This is a genomic window from Chromohalobacter sp. 11-W, from assembly GCF_029889905.1.
In the GTDB taxonomy this organism is placed as follows: Bacteria; Pseudomonadota; Gammaproteobacteria; order Pseudomonadales; family Halomonadaceae; genus Chromohalobacter.
This window is the reverse complement of record NZ_JARANZ010000003.1, coordinates 186,796-203,074: the sequence shown is the minus strand read 5'-3', so window position 1 is coordinate 203,074 and position 16,279 is coordinate 186,796. Positions and strand designations below refer to the sequence as shown.

16 protein-coding genes are annotated in these 16,279 nt (G+C 62.4%); 7 read left to right on the top strand and 9 right to left on the bottom strand.

Going from position 1 to position 16,279, the window contains the following annotated elements; all coding sequences use genetic code 11:
* The first annotated feature begins 349 nt into the window (after positions 1-349).
* Positions 350-1,321 carry an AraC family transcriptional regulator gene (locus tag OP494_RS05970; RefSeq protein WP_280539803.1) on the top strand — a complete coding sequence of 324 codons (972 nt, stop codon included), beginning with the start codon at positions 350-352 and terminating at the stop codon, positions 1,319-1,321.
* A gap of 72 nt (positions 1,322-1,393) precedes the next feature.
* Here OP494_RS05970 and OP494_RS05965 read toward each other — a convergent pair whose 3' ends face one another.
* The 4 genes from OP494_RS05965 to gmk all read right to left on the bottom strand — a co-directional run bounded on the left by OP494_RS05965 (position 1,394) and on the right by gmk (position 5,060).
* Positions 1,394-1,783, bottom strand: coding sequence for a RidA family protein (locus tag OP494_RS05965; RefSeq protein WP_280539802.1), 390 nt, complete (start codon positions 1,781-1,783; stop codon positions 1,394-1,396).
* Positions 1,784-1,932: 149 nt separating this feature from the next.
* Positions 1,933-4,068 carry a bifunctional GTP diphosphokinase/guanosine-3',5'-bis pyrophosphate 3'-pyrophosphohydrolase gene (gene spoT / locus OP494_RS05960; protein ID WP_280539800.1) on the bottom strand — a complete coding sequence of 712 codons (2,136 nt, stop codon included), beginning with the start codon at positions 4,066-4,068 and terminating at the stop codon, positions 1,933-1,935.
* A 28-nt stretch (positions 4,069-4,096) separates the two neighbouring features.
* A complete protein-coding gene (gene rpoZ / locus OP494_RS05955; RefSeq protein ID WP_040240363.1) occupies positions 4,097-4,348 on the bottom strand; it encodes a DNA-directed RNA polymerase subunit omega in 252 nt (83 codons plus the stop codon).
* 64 nt (positions 4,349-4,412) lie between these two features.
* Positions 4,413-5,060, bottom strand: coding sequence for a guanylate kinase (gmk, locus tag OP494_RS05950; RefSeq protein ID WP_280539799.1), 648 nt, complete (start codon positions 5,058-5,060; stop codon positions 4,413-4,415).
* A 108-nt stretch (positions 5,061-5,168) separates the two neighbouring features.
* On the opposite strand from gmk, the gene OP494_RS05945 reads away from it, so the two are divergent.
* Positions 5,169-6,377: an MFS transporter gene (locus tag OP494_RS05945; RefSeq protein WP_280539798.1), complete on the top strand. Its 1,209-nt coding sequence runs from the start codon at positions 5,169-5,171 to the stop codon at positions 6,375-6,377.
* A 43-nt stretch (positions 6,378-6,420) separates the two neighbouring features.
* Positions 6,421-7,476, top strand: a complete 1,056-nt coding sequence (pyrC, locus tag OP494_RS05940; protein WP_280539797.1) for a dihydroorotase — start codon at positions 6,421-6,423, stop codon at positions 7,474-7,476.
* 6 nt (positions 7,477-7,482) lie between these two features.
* Here pyrC and OP494_RS05935 read toward each other — a convergent pair whose 3' ends face one another.
* On the bottom strand, positions 7,483-8,067 hold the full coding sequence (locus OP494_RS05935) for a histidine phosphatase family protein (protein ID WP_280539796.1): 585 nt from the start codon (positions 8,065-8,067) through the stop codon (positions 7,483-7,485).
* Positions 8,068-8,311: 244 nt separating this feature from the next.
* Here OP494_RS05935 and OP494_RS05930 point away from each other — a divergent pair, with 244 nt between their 5' ends.
* Together OP494_RS05930 and OP494_RS05925 are read left to right on the top strand one after the other, a co-directional pair.
* Positions 8,312-9,529 carry an MFS transporter gene (locus OP494_RS05930; RefSeq protein WP_280539795.1) on the top strand — a complete coding sequence of 406 codons (1,218 nt, stop codon included), beginning with the start codon at positions 8,312-8,314 and terminating at the stop codon, positions 9,527-9,529.
* Positions 9,530-9,757: 228 nt separating this feature from the next.
* Positions 9,758-10,081 (top strand): 50S ribosome-binding protein YggL, encoded by a 324-nt coding sequence (locus tag OP494_RS05925; RefSeq protein WP_280539794.1) that lies wholly within the window; start codon positions 9,758-9,760, stop codon positions 10,079-10,081.
* Positions 10,082-10,240: 159 nt separating this feature from the next.
* Here OP494_RS05925 and OP494_RS05920 read toward each other — a convergent pair whose 3' ends face one another.
* From OP494_RS05920 to OP494_RS05910, 3 genes are all read right to left on the bottom strand, one after another.
* Positions 10,241-10,669, bottom strand: coding sequence for an organic hydroperoxide resistance protein (locus OP494_RS05920; protein WP_280539792.1), 429 nt, complete (start codon positions 10,667-10,669; stop codon positions 10,241-10,243).
* Between the two features lie 93 nt (positions 10,670-10,762).
* Positions 10,763-11,218 carry a MarR family transcriptional regulator gene (locus tag OP494_RS05915; RefSeq protein ID WP_280539790.1) on the bottom strand — a complete coding sequence of 152 codons (456 nt, stop codon included), beginning with the start codon at positions 11,216-11,218 and terminating at the stop codon, positions 10,763-10,765.
* A 36-nt stretch (positions 11,219-11,254) separates the two neighbouring features.
* The gene (locus tag OP494_RS05910) at positions 11,255-12,217 is read right to left on the bottom strand and encodes a LysR family transcriptional regulator (protein ID WP_280539789.1); all 963 of its coding nucleotides are present in this window, start codon (positions 12,215-12,217) and stop codon (positions 11,255-11,257) included.
* A gap of 159 nt (positions 12,218-12,376) precedes the next feature.
* On the opposite strand from OP494_RS05910, the gene OP494_RS05905 reads away from it, so the two are divergent.
* Positions 12,377-13,450, top strand: a complete 1,074-nt coding sequence (locus tag OP494_RS05905) for an SDR family oxidoreductase (protein WP_280539788.1) — start codon at positions 12,377-12,379, stop codon at positions 13,448-13,450.
* A gap of 97 nt (positions 13,451-13,547) precedes the next feature.
* Here the strand turns inward: OP494_RS05905 and OP494_RS05900 are convergent, their stop codons facing one another.
* Entirely contained in the window at positions 13,548-14,783 is a 1,236-nt protein-coding gene (locus tag OP494_RS05900) for an MFS transporter (RefSeq protein WP_280539787.1), read from the bottom strand.
* Positions 14,784-15,112: 329 nt separating this feature from the next.
* Here OP494_RS05900 and OP494_RS05895 point away from each other — a divergent pair, with 329 nt between their 5' ends.
* Positions 15,113-16,270: a Fic family protein gene (locus tag OP494_RS05895; protein WP_280539786.1), complete on the top strand. Its 1,158-nt coding sequence runs from the start codon at positions 15,113-15,115 to the stop codon at positions 16,268-16,270.
* Positions 16,271-16,279 lie beyond the last annotated feature (9 nt).

Below are 16,279 nucleotides of genomic sequence, written 5' to 3'. Positions count from 1 at the left end.
GGTCGCGATCAGTCAAAAAGATCGCGCGAATCAGGCCCGAATAAGGGGCTCACCGACTTCTGGTAAGACGAGCATAGGCGCGGGGAATGGAGGGTCACTGTAGAGGCCAGGGAAGAGAGGGCGTTATCGGGTTCCTCGTTGTTGATTGCCTAATCCTATAGATATCGTCTATCTCTAAAAGGAAGGGTCCTGAATGTCGTGTTGTCAGAAGAGGCGCTTGCCTGTTCCTTCAAAGGTCTTGCCCAATCCTGCACGGATCGGAGATTTGTCATCAAAACGTCGGCACATAGACATATACTCGCGCTTTATCGAGCAATGACAGTTGACCCAACAATGAGAGGACGAAACCGTGAGTGTCGTTCAACCTGTCTTCGAAGAACTCGACGAGGAACTCGGTCGCTTGGCGGATACTCTGGCATTCCAGATTAAGAAGTGGGCGCGCCAGGAGGGGCTGACCACCACGTCGGTGCCGGGGTTGGAGCTGATTCGGGCCGATTCCTCTCTCAACAACTGCATCGGCTCGACGGTCTACGATCCCTCTCTTTGTCTGATCGCGCAGGGCAGCAAGACAGTGTGGTTGGGAGATCGAAAAATCGATTACGGGCCGCTGAGCTGCATGGTCTCGGCGGTACATCTGCCGGTGCTGGGCAAGGTAACCGACGCGTCATCGGAAAAGCCCTATCTGGGTTTGAAAATTGCCGTCGAACCGCAGGAAATCACCGATCTGGTGTTGGAACTGGGAGAGGGAATGGCGGGAGTGGAGCCGCAGGAGTGCCCCGAAAACGCGTGTGGTTTAAGCCGGGTACAGGCGGAGAAGGACCTGGTGGTGGCGGTACTGCGGTTAGTGAGTCTGCTCGATTCGCCGCCACAGGACATTCGCATTCTGGCACCGCTGGTAAGACGCGAGATCTTCTACCGCGCCTTGATCGGCGAAATCGGTCTGCACATGCGCAAGTTTGCAATGGCGGACACCCAGACGCACCGCATCTCCAAGGTGATCGCGGTGCTCAAGGATCGCTTCACCGAGCCGCTGCGCGTTCGCGAACTGGCGGACATGGTCAACATGAGCGAGTCGTCGCTGTTCCATAGCTTCAAGCAGGTCACGCGCATGTCGCCGGTACAGTTTCAGAAGAAGCTGCGGCTGCATGAGGCGCGAAGATTGATGCTATCCGAGGGAATGGAGGCGGCGACGGCCAGTTTCCACGTGGGTTACGGAAGCCCCTCCCATTTCAGCCGCGAATACAGCCGCCTGTTCGGGGTGCCGCCGCGAGCGGACGTGAGCAAGCTGCGTGGGGAGCTGCCGGAAGTCGCGCGGGCCTGAGCGCCCGCGCGGCACGAGCCTGGTGTTGAACACCCCGGGTATTGAACGACCGGGGTATTGAACGGACAGGTCTCAATCACCGATGACCATGACGGCTTCGGCTTCCACCTGGCTGCCCTTGGGCAGTTCCTTGACGCCAACCGCTGCGCGGGCCGGATACGGGGCCTGGAAGTACTCTTCCATGATCTGATTGACCACGGCAAAGTTACTCAGGTCGGTCAGGTAGAGGTTGAGCTTGACAATGTCCTGCAGCGAGCCGGCGGCTTCATGGCAGACGGCCTGCAGATTGGTAAAGACCTGGCGCGCTTGGGCTTCGATATCCCCGGCGACGAGTTCCATTGTGCCGGGGTCCAGCGGGATCTGCCCGGACATGTACACCGTGTTGCCGGCCTTGATGGCCTGCGAGTAGGGACCGATAGCGGCCGGCGCCTGCTCGGTATTGATGACGGCTTTGTTACTCATGGCATGGCTCCTTGTCGTTATGCGTGTGCGCATTGCGATGGACAAAAATAACGACACCGCCGCGTCCGCGTTAGCGGGCGCGCCGGGTATCGTAAAAACGAAACGACCGACCCGCCGCTCCTGTTGGCGGCGGGTCGGTCGCCATGGTGTCAACTGCGAACGCGAGTGATCTTGCCGACGTGGGGCAGGTTGCGCAGTCGTTTCATGATACTTGCTAGATGCACGCGGTCGTGGACGGCCAACGTCAGGTTGACGATCGACAGACGTGCATCGCGTTCTTCGATGCCGATGCGTTCGATATTGGCATCGGCGTCGGTTACCAGGCCCGCCAGTTCGGCGACCAGGCCGCGCCGTGTCTCGACATGCAGACGCAGCGCCACCGGAAAATCTTGATCGATCTGCTGTGACCACTCCAGAGCGAACAGCTTGTCGGGGTCGTCACGCAGTTCCCGCAGGTTACCACAATCATGGCGGTGCACCACGATTCCCTTGCCGACCGAAAGGTGGCCGACGATAGGGTCGCCGGGCAGCGGATAGCAGCAGCGTGCAAAGCTGATGATCATGCCTTCGGCGCCGTTGATCACGATCGGCATCCCCGAACGCGACGCCGTGGCGACTTCCTCGGCGGTTTCCGGGGTATTGCATTCCAGTAGGCGGCGCGCGATGGCGTAGGCCATGCGCGTGCCAAGCCCGATCGATTCGAGCAGATCGTCCTCGTGCTTGAGATCGAGCTCTTCGAGTACCGCCGCCAAGCGATGCTCGGGCAACTCCTCGAGGCTGGTCTCGAAGGCGCTCAGTGCGCGGTTGAGAAGACGCCGCCCCAATTGCACGGATTCGGTGCGCTGCTGATGCTTGAGAGCGTGACGGATCGCCGAGCGGGCCTTGGCGGTGACCACGAAGTTGAGCCAGGCCAGATTGGGGCGGGCGCCGGGTGCGGTGATGATCTCCAGCGTCTGGCCGCTTTCCAGGGTCGAGGACAGCGGCGCCAGATGGCGGTCGATGCGGCAGGCGATGCAACTGTTGCCGATGTCGGTGTGCACGCTGTAGGCAAAGTCCACGGCCGTGGCGCCGCCAGGGAGCTCCATGATGTCGCCCTTGGGCGTGAACACGTAGATATCATCGGGGAACAGGTCGTTCTTGACGTGCTCGATGAACTCCAGGGAGTTACCGGCGTGGCGCTGCATCTCGAGCAGCCCGCGGACCCATTCGCGGGCGCGGGCATGGCTGCCGGCGCCGATGGGGCGCTCGGTCTGACCGGCCTTGTACAACCAGTGCGCGGCGATACCGTTATTGGCCATCGCTTCCATTTCGCGGGTGCGAATCTGCACCTCAACGGGCATCCCGCTGGGGCCGAACAGCGTCGTGTGCAGGCTCTGGTAGCCGTTGGCCTTGGGGATGGCGATGTAGTCCTTGAAACGCCCCGGCACCGGCTTGTAGAGATTGTGCACCGCGCCGAGAATGCGGTAACAGGTGTCGACGTCATCGGTGATGATGCGAAACCCGAACACGTCCATCATCTCGGCGAAAGGTTTGCGCTGGTCGCGCATCTTGCGATAGATCGACAGTAGATGCTTCTGGCGGCCCACCACGCTGCCGCCCAGCGCGTCGTCATCGAGGCACTTCTGCAGACTGTCCTGAATCTGACGCATCATCGAGCGGCGATTGCCGCGCGCCTTGGTGACCGCACGCTTGATGCGCTCGGCGCGCATCGGGTGGATCGCCTGGAAGGAAAGATCCTCGAGCTCGACGCGAATGGTATTGATACCCAAGCGTCCGGCGATACGTGCGTAGATCTCGAGCGTCTCGCGGGCAATGCGGCGCTTCTTGTCGGGACGCAGCGCACCCAGCGTGCGCATGTTGTGCAGGCGGTCGGCGAGCTTGACGATGATCACGCGGATGTCCTGGGACATCGCCAGGACCATTTTCTGGAAGTTCTCCGCCTGGGCGACCGCCTTGTCCTCGAAGGTGATCTGGGTCAGCTTGGAGACGCCATCGACCAGTTCGGCCACGGGGCCGCCGAATTGCTGGGTCAGCGCCTCCTTGGTCACGCCGGTATCTTCGATGACGTCATGCAGCATGGCGGCCATCAGGCTTTGATGGTCCATGTGCATGTTGGCGAGGATATTGGCGACCGCCAGCGGATGCGTGACGTAGGGCTCGCCGGAACGCCGCCGCTGGCCGTCATGGGCCTGCTCGGCGTAGTAGAAGGCGCGCTTGACGTGCAGAATCTCCTCGGGGGGTAGGTAGCCGCCGAGTCGGTCCGCGAGATCGTCGATGGTGAACATAGTGCGCGCCTTCGAGAATGGAGAGAACTTAGTCGTTGTACTCTCGCTCGGGACGCGGCTTGGGAGCGGGCGGATCGACGACTTCGTCGAGGACGTTGACATCGACCAGGCCGGCCGCGATTTCGCGCAGTGCCATGACCGTGGGCTTGTCGTTTTCCCAGGCCAGTTGGGCATCGCGCGAGCCGCGAGCGAGCTGACGTGAACGCTGCGTGGCGATCATCACCAACTGAAAACGGTTATCGACGTTGTCGAGGCAATCTTCTACGGTAACGCGTGCCATGAGTGTGAACCCTGATCGAGAAATAAAAACGGCGTAAGCCGGACCTGCGGAAGGACCTCCGAGTCTACTCGACGTCTTCCACGCGTGACAAGAGCGCCGCCAGCAGTGGCGCGTGAGCTTTCCGGACCCGTGTCACGCGGGTGCGTTCGGCATGCACCAGACAGCTCAGTTCGTCGAGCGCATGGTCGAAGGTATCGTTGACGATGACGTGTTCGTATTCGGCGTAGTGTGACATCTCGTCGACTGCATCGCGCATGCGCCGGGCGATGGTTGCTTCGTCATCGGTACCGCGTCCTGAAAGCCGCGCGTGAAGGGCCTCTCGCGACGGCGGCAGGATAAACACCGAGACCGCCTCGTCGAAGGCCGCGCGCACTTGGCGGGCACCTTGCCAGTCGATTTCCAGAATCACGTCCTGGCCGGCGTCGAGCAGAGCCTGCACGGCGGCACGCGAGGTGCCGTAGTAGTTGTCGAAAACCCGCGCATACTCGATGAAATCGCCGCTTTCGATCAGACGCTCGAAGGTCGTGACGTCGACGAAGTGGTAGTTGACGCCGTTGTGCTCACCGGGGCGCATGTCGCGCGTGGTGTGCGAGACGCTGACCTGGATGCCCGCGATGCGTTCGAGCAGGGCGCGTACCAGGCTGGTCTTGCCCGCGCCGGAAGGCGCCGAGACGATGTAGAGTGTCCCTTTTGACGGAAGCTGAGTGGGCATAGGGCGTGTCCGATTGAGCCGCTTCTGGGGAAACGAGCATTATCGCATACACTTTGTGTCCTGCCGACATCGCGCAGGGTGCGCGCCACCTGACAAGGAACCTTTAGCATGTCCCCCACTGTGTTGTCCTCCAATGAATCGACGGCGCGGCTGGCCTTTGCCGGGGTCGCCTTCGCGTTTCTCGTGACCATGCTGGGCACGACGCTACCGACACCGCTCTATCCAGGCTATCAGTCGGCCTTCGGCTTCTCGCAGCTCGTCATCACGGTGATCTTCGCCGCCTATGCCGTGGGCGTCATCGCCGCGCTGTTGATCGCTGGACGCTGGTCGGATCAGTTGGGGCGCCGTCCGCTACTATTTGCGGGCTTGGCGGCAGCGGCGCTTAGCGATGTCATCTTCCTGGCGGCCGATGGTCTTGCCACGCTATTGGCGGGGCGCGTGCTGTCGGGGATCTCGGCCGGCATTTTCACCGGCACGGCGACGGTGGCCGTGGTCGAGTCGGCGCCCGAGGCCTGGAAGCGCGCGTCGACCTTCGTCGCTACCGCCGCCAACATGGGCGGCCTGGGGTTGGGGCCGGTGGTCGCGGGTGCCTTGGGTGAATATGCCGTGTGGCCGTTGCACCTGGCGTATGCCGTACACCTGGGGCTGTTGGCGATCGCTGTGCTGGGTGTCGCCGTGGCGTCGGAAACCGTGACGCGGCCGCCCCGGGTTCGCCTGCGCATACAGCGCCTGAAGGTGCCCGCCGAGGTGCGCGGTGTATTCGTGCCGGCGGTGATCGCCGGGTTCGCCGGCTTCGCGGTGTTGGGGTTCTTCACCGCCACCGCACCGGCCTTCATGAGCCAGGTGCTGGGGCATTCGAACCTGCTGGCGATCGGCTTGGTGGCCGGCTGCGTGTTCTTCGCCTCGACGCTGGGACAGCTCGTACAGGGGCGCCTGCCCGAGGCCCACCGCTTGCCGCTGGGATGTGGCGTGGTGATTGTCGGCGCATTGACCGTCGGGGCCGGATTGGCGTTGGCGACGCTGTGGGTCTTCCTGCTGGGCGCGCTGATCGTTGGTTTGGGTCAGGGCATTGCCTTTCGCGCCGGGCTGGGCGCCGTGGCGGCGGCCTGCCCGCTGAATCAGCGTGGTGCGGTGACGTCGACCTTCTTCGTGATCGCCTATGTGGCGATTTCGATTCCCGTGGTGGGCATCGGCTTGGTGGCGCGGCTCGTCGGCCTGCAAGCCACCGGGGTAGGATTCGCCATCGGCGTCGCCGCGCTGGCGGGCGTCGCTTTGGTATCATTGCAGCGTCAGCGTGCCGCCACGGCGGTGCGTTAAGCATTTTTCGTCAGCTTTTCCGCCCGTGCCCAGGAGCCTGAGAATGTCCGAGTCCCCCACCCGTCTTCGCCTCCGCCGCCCCGACGACTGGCATCTGCATCTGCGCGACGATGACGTGATGCGCCTCGTGCTACCCGCCACCAGTCGGGTCTATGGGCGGGCCATCGTGATGCCCAATCTGATGCCGCCGATCACAACGCTGGCGGCGGCCGAGGCCTATCGCGCGCGGATTCTCGAGGCAGTGCCGGCGGGCCATGATTTCACGCCGCTGATGACCTGCTATCTCAACGAGAGCGTCTCCGCCGAGACACTCGAGGCAGGGCACGCCAGCGGCTTGCTGACGGCGGCCAAGCTCTATCCGGCCAATGCCACCACCAACTCGCAGCACGGCGTCAAGCGTATCCAGGACATCTACCCGCTACTTGAGGTGATGCAGCGGATCGGCATGCCGCTACTGGTGCATGGCGAGGTCACGCGCGGCGAGATCGATATCTTCGATCGAGAAAAGTTCTTCATCGACGAGGTGATGATCCCGCTGCGCCAGCGCTTCCCGGCACTCAAGGTGGTGTTCGAGCACATCACTACTGGCGACGCTGCGCAGTATGTCCTCGAGGGTGATGCCAACCTGGCCGCAACGCTGACGCCGCAGCATCTGGCGCACAACCGCAACGATATGCTGGTGGGGGGTATCCGTCCGCATCTGTATTGTTTGCCGATCCTCAAACGGGCCGAACACCAGCGGGCGTTGCGCGCGGCGGTGGCCAGCGGTCATCCGCGGTTCTTCCTGGGCACCGACTCGGCGCCGCACGTGGTCGCCGCCAAGGAAACGGCCTGCGGCTGCGCCGGGGTGTTCAACGCCCAGGCGTCGTTGGCGGTCTATGCCGAAGTGTTTGAAGAGGAAGGCGCGCTCGAGCATTTCGCGGCATTCTGCTCGGAGAACGGCCCGCGCTTCTATGGCTTGCCGCTCAACGACGAGGAGATCGTGCTCGAACGTCGCCCCTGGACGATGCCCGAGCGCACCACCGGCCAGGGCGAGACGCTGATGCCTTTCAAGGCCGGCGAGACGCTGGCGTGGTCGGTCAATGCCGGACGCGAGTGACGCGCATCAGGTCGTCGTCGACAGACGCGGCAAGTGCGCCATGTCTGGCTCACGCAGGGGGCGGATCTCCCAGCCGCGTGTTCCATATGGCGCCACCCATTGCGGCACGGCGTTATCGATGCGCGGCCCTTCCGGTGAACCGCTGTCGAGATAACGGATCACCCGGATCAGCCCGGAATGGCCGACGATCAGTGGCGTCTCGTGCTCGACGAGCAGGGTATTGAGCGTGGCGACGATACGGGTGACGAAATCCGCCCAGCTTTCCCCGCCCTCGGGCGAGAGTAAATAAGGCATCGTCTCGGGGATGGGATGTTCTTCGTGCTCGCCCCAATGGCGTTCCTTGAGACCACCGAGCAGACAATGTGGCGCCCGCCCGGTGGCGAGTTCGGCCGTGCGTCGGGCCCGCTCCAGGGGGCTGGCGACGATCAGCGGCCAGGCGACGTCGCCGAGCAGTACCGCTGCCTGGCGCGCTTCTCGTTCGCCTTGTGCGGTGAGAGGAACATCGCGCTGGCCGGCGATCCGACGGTTCAGGTTGCTGGTGCTCTGGCCATGGCGCAGAAAGACGAAGGGACGACGAATCAGCTCGGGCATGGCGATGACTCCACGGAAATCCTGACTCGATCCTATCAGGCCAAGCGTGGCGGAGCGCGTATTCTGTGTCATGGATGGCAATTGACGTCATGTTAGAGCGCTTGTGTTTTAGACTTAAGTCTAAATCTGAGAGAATCGATCGTTTCGGCCTACAGGTTGCGAATCGGTCGCGACACGTTGTCTTCGGGACACGTTCTTTTCGAGACGTTTCTCAAGATCAGGACCTCAAGACAGGAAAATGCCCATGAGCGCATCCACAGACGCGTCGACGCCTTCCGGCGGCGCCGCGCACCCACGCTTGGCGGAATTGGCCCTGGCGCTGGGCGGCTTCGGTATCGGTACCGGTGAATTCGTCATCATGGGATTGATGAGCCGCGTCGCCGACGATCTTCAGGTGGCGGTGCCCGATGTCGGCTACGCCATCAGCAGCTACGCGCTCGGCGTCGTCGTCGGGGCGCCAATCATTTCGGCCCTGGCGGCGCGGTTGCCCAAACGGGCGCTTTTGATTGGATTGATGCTGCTGTTCGCCCTCGGCAACTTCGCCAGCATCATGGCGCCGCATTTCGGCACCTTCGTCGGGCTACGCTTCATCGCCGGCCTGCCGCACGGTGCCTACTTCGGCGTCGCGGCGCTAGTGGCCGCAGCGGCAGTGCCCGTCGATCAACGCGCCCGGGCGGTGGCGCGCGTCATGACCGGGCTCACCGTGGCGATTCTAGTGGGCGCACCGTTGGCTACCTGGGTGGGCAATATGATCGGCTGGCAGGCGGCCTTTGCCGGCGTGGGCGGCATCGCGTTGCTGACGGCATTGATGGTGCGCCTATGGGTGCCGCATCAGCCTGCCGACCGTCAGGCCAGCCCCAAGCGCGAGTTGAGCGCGATGATCAAGCCGCGCGTGCTGTTCACGCTGGGCGTGGCCTGCTTCGGATGCGGCGGTATGTTCGCGGTGTTCAGTTATGTCATGCCCACGCTTACCGAGCAGGCCGGCATGGCTGAGTCGCTGGGGCCACTGGTGCTGGCGATTTTCGGGGTGGGCACCATCCTCGGTAATTTCGCCGGTGCGCGTATCGCCGACTGGAACCTCTTGCGCGGCATTCCGATCATTCTGCTGTGGGTGGCGTGCGTACAAGGTGGCTTTTACTTCGCCGCCAACTCGGTGTGGACAGGATTCTTGTTCGTGGCGCTGGTCGGGACCAGTATGGCCGTCGCCCCCGCCATGCAGACACGGTTGATGGACGTCGCCGAAGACGCCCAGACCATGGCCGCTTCGCTCAATCACGCCGCCTTCAACATGGCCAATGCGCTCGGCGCCTGGCTGGCCGGCGTGACCATCAAGGCGGGTCTGGCGTGGTCATCCACCGGCCTGGTGGGTACCTCACTCGCCTTGTTGGGCATCGCGATCTTCGCCACCGGCCGCTGGATGGAAAAGCGCGAGGCGTTGCAGCAGTCCGCTGTCTCGTCATAAGGCAAGCCGCGAGTGGCGTGTTGACGTTGCTCGCGGCCGGCGCTCTCCTCGCATCGCAACTCTCTCGACCTCCCTCATCTTTAGGCAAAATTTAAGTTTTTCCTTATGCTTGCCGATGGGTCTTTAGGGGCTGTGTCGCCCAGCCGCATCGCAAGGTAAACGTGCTCGCGATACTGCGCGGGGTGGGATCATTGCAACCACCAGAATGGACGTCGTGGAGAAAACGCTATGTCGGGGATGGAAGATGGGGGTGTAGTTCGGGAAAAGGGGCAATTCGCGGTACTCGGGTTTGCGTTGTCATGCCGTCTGCAGGAAGTGAAACAAGGGGATGCGGCGCGGTTTCTCGGCGCTCTGGAGGCACAACTCGAATCGCACGGTCTGATCATGGGCGGCGGGCTCGACTCGGATAGGCTGGACGTCTTCGTGTTGCCGCATAAAAACGCCAGCGCAAAGGACAGTGACCGTCTCGCGCTGGCCGAGTGGCTCGATCAACAACCGCTGTGCACGGATGTGGCGGTGGGCGATTGGGTGGATGCCTACGGGGTGGCATGAGACTCGCGGTTCAAGCGCTTCTGCCTGCGGCCCAGTGTCGTTTCAATTGTAATTGCGACCCCAGATGTAACGGCCCGAGCCATCTTTCGATGCCTCGGGCCGTTGAGGTCGCGCCCGACAAATAAGCGTGGCGTGGTGTCGATGTCTAAGTGTTGAGGTTCACACTTCGACATTCAGCGTCACGTCGATATTGCCGCGGGTAGCGTTGGAGTAGGGGCAGACCTGATGGGCTTTCTCCACCAGCGCTTCGGCCTGCTCCCGATCCATGCCCGGAAGCTTCACCGTCAGCGTTGCTGCGATGCCGAAACCATCGCCTTCAGGGCCGATACCGACCTCACCCTGAATTCGGGTATCGTCGGGTAGTTTGGCCTTCTCTTTTGATGCGACCAGGTTCAGCGCACCGATGAAGCAAGCAGAGTAGCCAGCGGCGAACAGCTGCTCCGGGTTGGTGCCGTCGCCGCCAGCACCGCCCAGCTCCTTGGGTGTGGAGAGTTTGACGTCGAGCGCGTCGTTGGAAGAGGTAGCACGACCGTCACGGCCGCCGGTAGCGGTAGCTTCGGCACGATAGAAGACTTTATCGAGTGACATGAGACTTCTCCTTCGGGTTAAAGATCGCGGGCTATTGAATCGTGTACGATCTAGTTGGGTAAAAATGATCCTGTTTAAAAACGCGCCAACGCTTCACTGGCCGTCGAGTCGCTGACGCAGCCCATGCAGCGCATCGCGCAGTTCCGCAGCCTCCTCGGGCGTGCACTGGCCCGCGCAGCCGGCGGCATGGGGCACGGCCTTGGCCCTTTCACGCAGCGAACGGCCCTTTTCGGTCAACGCGATCTCCACCTGGCGTTCGTCCTCGCGCGAGCGCTGGCGCGTTATCAGACCGGCCGCTTCCAGTCGTTTCAGCAGCGGCGTCAGCGTCGCCGAATCCAGGTAGAGGTGTTCGCCGATCCCCGACACCGTCTGGCGATCCCGCTGCCATAGCACCAGCATGGTCAGATACTGGGGGTAGGTCAGCTCGAGCTCGCGCAGCAGGCCGCGGTAGAGCTTGTTCATCGCCAGTTGGGTTGAATAGAGCGCGAAGCATAGCTGCGATTCGAGCGCCAGGGCGTCGTCGGTGTAATTGCTGTTGCGTGTCGTCATGCGGTCAATCTATATCGCGCACGATTCAATCGCTAATTAGGTTTTGCTATAGCCGTCTGAGGTGCCGCCTATTCGTTCACGCCACCGGTCCCAGTCGGGCTGAGGCTCCAGCGATTCCTGCAAATAATCTAGAAACGCGCGCACCTTGCGCGTTCGCAGGCGGCGTTCGGTGGTCAGCACGTGAATATCGCGGCGGCCGGGCATGACCTCGCCGCGCCAGGCCTCGAGCAGTGGTATCAGCTCGCCACGCGCGAGCGCATCACTGATGAGCCAGGTCGGAAACAGCACTAGACCCTGACCCATCAGCGCGGCGCGCAGCAGGCTCTCGGCGTCGTTGCTGTAGAGGTTGCCGGTGACCTCGAACGGCGTCGAACCGCTCTGCTCCGGCGCCTGGAAATACCAGCGCTGGCGGCCCATTTCGCCCTGATAGAGCAGGCAGTTGTGATCAGCCAGCGCCTCGGGGGTCTCCGGCGCGCCGTGCGCGTCGAGATAGCTCGGCGCTGCGGCGACCACGTAGTTCATCGGCGCCAGCCGTCGCGCCACCAGCGAGGAGTCGGCCAGATCGCCAACCCGAAAGGTGATGTCGTGGCCCTCGCGCACCGGATCGACGACGTGGTCGCTCAGTTGCAGCTCGACAGTGATACCGGCATGGCGGTGCTGGAACCGATGCAGCAACGGCACGATCTGGCGCTGGCCGAAGGCGACCGGCGCGTTGATCCGCAGCACGCCACTGGGCTCGGTGTCGGGGTATGCCAAGGCTTCGGTGGCGAGATCGAGCCGTTCCAGAATCTCGCGGACTTCCTCGTAGTAGCGCCAACCCGCCTCGGTCAGCGTGACCGCACGTGTATGCCGATACAGCAGCGGCTGTCCTAGCGACTCTTCCAGCCCGCGGATCTGGCGGGAGACCGAGGAGACCGCGCGATGAAAATGGCGCGCAGTGGCGGTGAAGCTACCGGTGGCGGCAACCCGTTCGAACACGCGCAAGGCATTGAGATCCATCGTATGGCGATCCATTGAATTGAAATTTATCGAGTTGCGTCTTGTGCAATAAAGATTTGCGACGCTTTCGATTGTAGCAATGATCGAAGCCTACCAGACTCTCGGCATCGACTCGGCATCGGTGCCGAGTCCCTGTCTATTTCGAGGAGGATATCGATCATGCGTAAAGGCACTGCACTCGTGGTTGGCGCCACCGGGATTACCGGCGGCAACCTGGCGTCTTATCTGGTGGCCAGCGGCTGGACCGTCTACGGCCTTTCTCGTCGCGCCAGCGAGCAGAGCGGGGTGATCCCCGTCGCCGCCGACCTGCTGGACAAGCCCGCCACCGAGCAGGCGCTGGCGGGGCTGCCGATTACCCACGTCTTCTACTGCACCTGGATTCGCCGCGACAACGAGAAGGCCAACGTCGAAGCCAACAGCCAGATGATGCGCAACCTGTTCGCCGGACTCGGGTCGGCGCCGGTCGAGCACGCCTCGCTGGTGACCGGCACCAAGCAGTACCTGGGCTCGTTCGAGGCCTACGGCAGCGGGCGTATCGAGACGCCGTTCCGCGAATCCGAGCCGCGCGTGCCGGGCGACAACTTCTACTATGCGCTGGAAGACGTGCTGTTCGAGGCCGCCGAGCGCCATGGCTTCAACTGGAACGTGCATCGCCCGCACACCGTGATCGGCTATGCCCGCGGCAATGCCATGAACATGGGCACGACGATTGCCGTCTACGCCTCGATCTGCAAGGAAACCGGCCAGCCGTTCGTTTTCCCCGGTTCGCAGACCCAGTGGAATGCGCTCACTGACATGACCGATGCGCTGGTGCTGGCGCGGCAGATGGAGTGGGCGGCGACCACGCCGGGCGCTGCCAACCAGGCCTTCAACACCGTCAACGGCGACGTGTTTCGCTGGCGCCGGATGTGGCAAGAGATTGGCGAGTACTTTGGTTTAGAGGTTCAGGGTCCCGAAGCGTCGGACGACCCGGAGATGATGCAGCCGCTGGAAGAACAGATGGCCGGTGCCGAATCGACCTGGCGCGAGATCGCCGAAAAGCATGATCTGGTAGAGCCGGATGTCAGCAAGCTCGCTTCCTGGTGGCACACTGATGCCGATTTGGGCCGCGATCAGGAGTGCGTCAACGACACCACCAAGTCTCGCGACTTCGGCTTCGACCACTTCCGCGAGACGCGAGCGGCTTTCCTCGACCTGTTCGCGCGTCTACGTGCCGAGAAGATCATTCCCTGATCGATCTGGCTGATCGTTTTTTGATCGACAGCAGGTCTTTATCGACGGCAAGTCTGTATTGACGAAAGAAAGAAACCGGCGCCTTCTCGGCGCCCTATCACTCCGTACCCTGTGTCGATGCCACCTGACGAGCGCGCCCGGCGCCCAGCGCCATGACCAGCGCGCCCAGCCCCAGCACACTCACCAGAAAACCGACCACGTTCCAGCCACCGCTCCAGTCGTGCAGCACACCGACCAGCAGCGGCCCAAGCGCCGCGAGGGTATAACCGATACCCTGTGCCATCGCCGAGAGACTAGCCGCGGTGGTGGCATCGGGTGCGCGCAGCGCCAGCAGCGTCAACGCCATACTGAAAGTACCGCCTTGACCCAGGCCCAGCACCACGATCCACAGCCATATGCTGTCGATCGGGGCGTAGAGACAGCCCAGCAGTCCGGTCAGGGTGAGTGTCATCACGCCAATCAGTACCGTTCGCTGATCGCGCATACGGCTGCCGATCCACGGCGCTAGAATCGCGGTGGACACCTGTAGCAGGATCGATACCGACAGGGCCAGCCCCGCGGTGACTGCTGCCAATCCGCGATCTTGCAGGATTGTCGGTAACCAGCCGAACACGATATAGGCCAGCGACGACTGTAGTCCCATGAACAGCGAGACTTGCCACGCCAGTGGGTCGTGACGTAGCCGCGCACCGCGACGGGCGGGAACGCGAGTGGGTTTGGTGTCCTTGAGCTGCGGCAGCCAACACAGCGCGGCGATCACCGCCGGCAGCAACCAGAACGCCAGCGCGCCTTGCCAGGGGCTGTATGAAGCCCCCTGTGAAGCGCCTTGCCACGCGCCGTCCAATAATTGACGCAGTGGCTCCGTGGTGCCGGCAGCGGCGGAAGCGCCGAGGTTGAGCGCCACGGTGTAGAGGCCGGTCATGATACTGACGCGTCGGGGGAAGTCGCGCTTGACGATGCCCGGCAGCAACACCCCGATGATCCCGATGCAGCCGCCGGCGATCGCCGTGCCCAGGAAGAGCCCCAGTGTGCCGATATAGGGCCGCGCGAGCAGCGCTACCGCCAATACCACAAGCGCGGCAAACACACTGCGCTCCGGGCCGATCCGGCGGACCAGGCGTGGTGCCAGTGGCGCCGCGAGACCCAGAAACAGCACCGGCAGCGTGGTCAGAATGCCCTGCAGGCTGGGCGATAAGGTCAGCGCCTCAGCGATGTTGCCGAGCACCGGCGACACGCTGGTCAGCGCCGGGCGGAGGTTGAGCGCCACCAGCAGCAGCGCGACGAGAGTTAGAACACCCCGGCGGGGGATCGCGGAAGTCGACAAGAGAACCATCCTTGGAAATCGAAAGGTAATGCAGCACGGCGGCAAAGCCGAAGACGCAAGGGTAGCCGATTACGGTCAAAATCGGGATGGTTCTACGCCAATCGTCGAGGGCTGGTGGTGGTGTCGACGACATGGATGGCCACTGACCGTCGTGGTGCTCTACTTGTTGTGAGCCAGCCGTCAGGCCAGCGTCGATGGGCTCTGATTGGAAGCACGAGGAGCGCCACCCAGCCAATCGCGCCAACGAAGGACGTTAAAATTAAAGGTGCCTCTATTTCAAATTATGTCCAAAAATGAAATAGTGGCGTCGCCTATTTTAACTTCCGAGAGGGACGCTCATGCGTCGCGGGCTGACCGGCCATCATGTTCCCAGCATCGCAGGCGGTGTGAATTGCCAGGCCTTTGTGCCTGCGACGCTGCCGCCTGATCCGCCTCTGTCACTTGATGACAAGCTTCAGGCGCGCCTGTCACAGGCGCATGTCGCCTTGGGGCGTCTGGATGGTATCTCGGTGTTGTTACCCGACGCGCAGCTGTTTCTCTACAGCTATGTTCGAAAAGAAGCGGTGATGTCATCACAGATCGAGGGGACGCAGTCTTCGCTCAGCGACCTTATGATCTACGAGATGGAAGGCATTCCTGGCGTGCCCATGGATGATGTGCAGGAAGTTTCCTGCTACGTGCGGGCGCTCAATCTGGGGATTCAGCGAATTCGCGAGGGCCACCCAATCACCATTCGATTGGTGTTGGAGCTCCACGATGCCTTGATGACCAACGGCCGCGGCACGCATCGCCGGCCAGGAGAGTTCCGGCAGAACCAGGTCTGGATAGGCGGGCATCGTGCGGATGAAGCCGCCTTCGTACCGCCGCCGGCTAATCAGCTTGCCGACTGCTGGAGCGCCTTCGAGCGCTTTCTCAACGACGAGCCGAGTACGACCGCGCCGGTGATCAAGGCCGCGCTGGCGCATGTCCAGTTCGAAACCATTCATCCGTTCATGGATGGCAACGGCCGGCTTGGGCGCCTGTTGATCCCGTTGATTCTTGTCCAAGCGGGCATTCTCACCGAGCCGCTGCTCTATCTTTCGGTATTTTTCAAACGCCACCGACAGGTTTACTACGAGCACCTCCAAAACGTGCGCCTGACCGGAGAGTGGGAAAGTTGGTTGCTCTTTTTCGTCGATGCGATCACCGATACCGCCAACCATGCTGTCGCGACGGCGCAGGCGCTGAGTGCGTTGCTGACCCAGGACAAGGCACGGCTCTCGGCACTGGGCCGTCTATCCGGCTCAGCGACCCAAGTACTGGAGGCGCTGTTTAGCCATCCGGTGGTGAATATTGCCACGCTGCACCGAGAGACCGGGCTGACCCACGCCACGATCGGTAAAGTATTGGAAGCACTGGAGAACCAGTTGGGTATCGTGCAGGAGTTGACCGGGCAGAAGCGTAATCGTGTCTACGCCTACAAGGCCTATATCGAGCTCTTGAACCGGGACGAATAACGTATCGTC

Bases quoted from the DNA above. Each gene is read 5' to 3' on its own strand.
- OP494_RS05965 (WP_280539802.1), bottom strand. From the start codon at position 1,783: ATGAGTAACAAAGCCGTCATCAATACCGAGCAGGCGCCGGCCGCTATC.
- spoT (WP_280539800.1), bottom strand. From the start codon at position 4,068: ATGTTCACCATCGACGATCTCGCGGACCGACTCGGCGGCTACCTACCC.
- rpoZ (WP_040240363.1), bottom strand. From the start codon at position 4,348: ATGGCACGCGTTACCGTAGAAGATTGCCTCGACAACGTCGATAACCGT.
- gmk (WP_280539799.1), bottom strand. From the start codon at position 5,060: ATGCCCACTCAGCTTCCGTCAAAAGGGACACTCTACATCGTCTCGGCG.
- OP494_RS05945 (WP_280539798.1), top strand. From the start codon at position 5,169: ATGTCCCCCACTGTGTTGTCCTCCAATGAATCGACGGCGCGGCTGGCC.
- pyrC (WP_280539797.1), top strand. From the start codon at position 6,421: ATGTCCGAGTCCCCCACCCGTCTTCGCCTCCGCCGCCCCGACGACTGG.
- OP494_RS05935 (WP_280539796.1), bottom strand. From the start codon at position 8,067: ATGCCCGAGCTGATTCGTCGTCCCTTCGTCTTTCTGCGCCATGGCCAG.
- OP494_RS05930 (WP_280539795.1), top strand. From the start codon at position 8,312: ATGAGCGCATCCACAGACGCGTCGACGCCTTCCGGCGGCGCCGCGCAC.
- OP494_RS05925 (WP_280539794.1), top strand. From the start codon at position 9,758: ATGTCGGGGATGGAAGATGGGGGTGTAGTTCGGGAAAAGGGGCAATTC.
- OP494_RS05920 (WP_280539792.1), bottom strand. From the start codon at position 10,669: ATGTCACTCGATAAAGTCTTCTATCGTGCCGAAGCTACCGCTACCGGC.
- OP494_RS05915 (WP_280539790.1), bottom strand. From the start codon at position 11,218: ATGACGACACGCAACAGCAATTACACCGACGACGCCCTGGCGCTCGAA.
- OP494_RS05910 (WP_280539789.1), bottom strand. From the start codon at position 12,217: ATGGATCTCAATGCCTTGCGCGTGTTCGAACGGGTTGCCGCCACCGGT.
- OP494_RS05905 (WP_280539788.1), top strand. From the start codon at position 12,377: ATGCGTAAAGGCACTGCACTCGTGGTTGGCGCCACCGGGATTACCGGC.
- OP494_RS05900 (WP_280539787.1), bottom strand. From the start codon at position 14,783: ATGGTTCTCTTGTCGACTTCCGCGATCCCCCGCCGGGGTGTTCTAACT.
- OP494_RS05895 (WP_280539786.1), top strand. From the start codon at position 15,113: ATGCGTCGCGGGCTGACCGGCCATCATGTTCCCAGCATCGCAGGCGGT.